Source organism: Streptomyces sp. PU-14G (assembly GCF_041028275.1).
In the GTDB taxonomy this organism is placed as follows: Bacteria; Actinomycetota; Actinomycetes; order Streptomycetales; family Streptomycetaceae; genus Streptomyces.
Genome location: NZ_JASKYT010000627.1, coordinates 1 through 2,905 on the forward strand (window position 1 = coordinate 1; position 2,905 = coordinate 2,905).

Below are 2,905 nucleotides of genomic sequence, written 5' to 3' on the forward strand. Positions count from 1 at the left end.
GGCGTGGAGGGCGTCGGCGCCGACGTGGCCGAGACCTGCCCGCCACCGGCGGAGGCCACCACGTCCTCGGGGCGGCCGAGGCGGTCGAGGATCTTCTGGACGGCGGCCTTGGTCACCGCGCCGCCGTCCGCGGCGCGCGCCCTGTCGATCTCGCCGCGCAGACCGCCGACGAGCTTGGCCCGTTCGGCAGCGGTCATGCGTGTGCTGTGAGCCAGGTCCCCGACCCGGCTCAGATAGTCGAACACGAGATGGTCGCTCTCGATCCCCACCAAGTCTCCACAACCCGCTAGCCCTTACCGACCTTGACCCGACGGTACCGCGCGCCGCGGCCACGAGGGAGCGCTCGCACGGCACTCGTGACGCGGCGTCCGCGCGACGGACCACAGGGGGTGCGCGGGCGCGGGCCGCTACCGTGGGTGGGATGAGCAGTGAGCAGACCGGGGCGTCTCCCTCCCGGCCGGACGCCTCCCAGCTGTCCGGCCCCCGCACCCTCGCGGAGGACCTGCGGTCCCGGGACGACGCCGCGCTGTCGGCGCTCCTGCGGGCCCGCCCCGACCTCCTCTCCCCCGTCCCGAACGACCTCACCCAGCTCGCCACCCGCGCGGGCACCCGCGCGTCCGTCGTACGGGCCCTGGAGCGGCTGGACCGGTTCGCCCTCCAGACGGCCGAGGCCCTGGCCGTCGCCCCGGAGCCACCGGCGGCGCCCACCGGAGCCGAACCGCGGGAGACCACCGCGACGCCCCCAAGCGCCCTCGCCGCGCTGCTCCCCGGTGACGAGGCGGGCGCGCGGCTGCCGCACGCGCTGGCCGAGCTGCGGGCGCGGGCCCTGGTGTGGGGGGCGCGGGAGCGCCCCCGGCTGGTCCGCACGGCCAGGGAACTGCTGACGTCGCCCTCACCGACCGGGCTGGGCCCCACGCTGGCCGAGGCGGTGGCGGCGGCGGGTTCCGCGAAGCCCTCGCCGTCCCGCCTGCAGGAGGCGCTGGCGCACGCGGGACTCCCCGCGACGCACGATCCGGTGAGCGCGCTGGCGGCCCTCTCCGCGCTGTTCGGCGATCCGGAGCGGATGTCCGCGCTGCTGGCGCAGGCGCCGGAGGGGGCCGAGTCGGTGCTGCGGAAGCTGGAGTGGGGGCCGCCGTACGGCGCCGTCGACCTGACGGCGCCCCCGCCGCCGGTCGTCTGGCTACTGGAGCGGGCGCTGCTGATTCCCACCGGCACGGACGCGCCCGGCGGCACGGGGACCGCCGCCGGCAGTGTCGTCCTGCCGCGCGAGGTGGCACTGCACCTGCGCGGAGGCCGGGCGCACCGGGTGCTGGAGCCGACGGCGCCGCCGGTCGCGGTCGCGCGCTCGCATCCGACGGGCACGGTGGACGGAACGGCGGCGGGCCAGGCGATGACGGCGCTGACGACCGTCGAGGAACTGCTGTCGTCGTGGGAGACCGAACCGCCGCCGGTGCTGCGCGCGGGCGGGCTCGGCGTGCGCGACCTCAAGCGGACCGCCGTCGCCCTCGACGTGCCCGAGCCGACCGCCGCCTTCTGGATCGAACTCGCCTACGCGGCCGGACTGGTGGCCTCCGACGGGGAGGTCGACGAGGCCTACGCGCCCACGCCCGCGTACGACGAATGGCTCCGCGCCGGACCCGCCGAGCGCTGGGCGCGGCTGGTGACGGCCTGGTACCGGGCGACGCGGGTGGCAGGGCTGGTGGGCGAGCGCGACGCGCGGGACGCCCGCAAACGCGCTCTCGCCCCGCTGGGTCCCGGCCTCGACCGCAGCCCGGCGCCTCAGGTGCGGCACCGGACCCTCGCCCTCCTCGCCGGGCTCGACGCCGGCTCGGTGCCCGACCGTGCGGCGCTGCGCGAGCGGCTGCACTGGGAACGGCCGCTGCAGGGCGTACGGGCGGGCCGGGCCGCCGCCGACGGGCAGCCCGGCGACGAGAGCGGCACCGACCTGCCCACCCGCCTGATGCACTGGACCCTCGACGAGGCCGAGTCGCTGGGCGTGACCGGCCGTGGCGCACTCGCCTCCTTCGTGCGCCCCCTGGTGGAGGCGACCGCCCGGAGTGAGACCGCACCGGGCGAGCCGCCCGCAGAGGCCACCCTCGACGCGGTCGCCCACGCCCTCGCCCCGCACCTGCCCGAGCCGCTGAGCGAGGTGCTGCTCCAGGCCGACCTGACCGCCGTCGCACCAGGCCCGCTGGAGCGCGAGCTGGGCGCCTTCCTCGCCGTCCTGGCCGACGTCGAGTCCAAGGGCGGCGCCACCGTCTACCGGTTCACCCCCGACTCGGTGCGCCGCGCCCTCGACGCCGGCCGCACCGCCGCCGACCTGCACGCCTTCCTCGCCGCCCACTCCAGCACGCCGGTGCCGCAGCCGCTGACGTACCTGATCGACGACGTGGCCCGCAGGCACGGCCAGGTGCGGGTGGGCGCCGCCTCCTCGTACGTACGCTGCGACGACGACACGCTGCTCGCCGAGATCCTCGCCGACCGCCGCGCGGCACCGCTGCGGCTGCGCCTGCTGGCCCCCACGGTGCTGGCCTCCCAGGCCCCGCCCGACCAACTCCTCGCCCGGCTGCGCGAGATGGGCCACGCGCCCGCCGCCGAGTCGGCGGAGGGCGACGTCCTGCTGTCCCGCGCCGACGCGCGCCGCACGCCGCCGCGCACACCGCCCGAGCCGGTCCCGGACGGCCCGCCCGCGCCGGACGCCACCCTGCTGGCCGCCGCCGTCCGCGCCATCCGCGCGGGCGACCACGCCGCCACCCTCCCCCACGACGACGTGGCCCGCAGGCACGGCCAGGTGCGGGTGGGCGCCGCCCTTGGACTCGACGTCGGCCAGGACGGCGAGGAAGGCGCCCAGCTCGCGCTCCAGCGGGCCTGGTGCGACGGCGGTCAGGTCGGCCTGGAGCAGCAC

The 2,905-nt window shown here is 78.0% G+C and carries 1 protein-coding gene and 1 pseudogene; one reads left to right on the forward strand and one right to left on the reverse strand.

Translation table 11 applies throughout. The annotated features are described in order from the left end of the window. A pseudogene (locus AB8Z75_RS34180) lies at positions 1-269 on the reverse strand (hypothetical protein); the annotation flags it as partial. A 152-nt stretch (positions 270-421) separates the two neighbouring features. On the opposite strand from AB8Z75_RS34180, the gene AB8Z75_RS34185 reads away from it, so the two are divergent. Then, positions 422-2,905: helicase-associated domain-containing protein (locus tag AB8Z75_RS34185; RefSeq protein ID WP_369208918.1), on the forward strand; the 2,484-nt coding region annotated here is incomplete at its 3' end.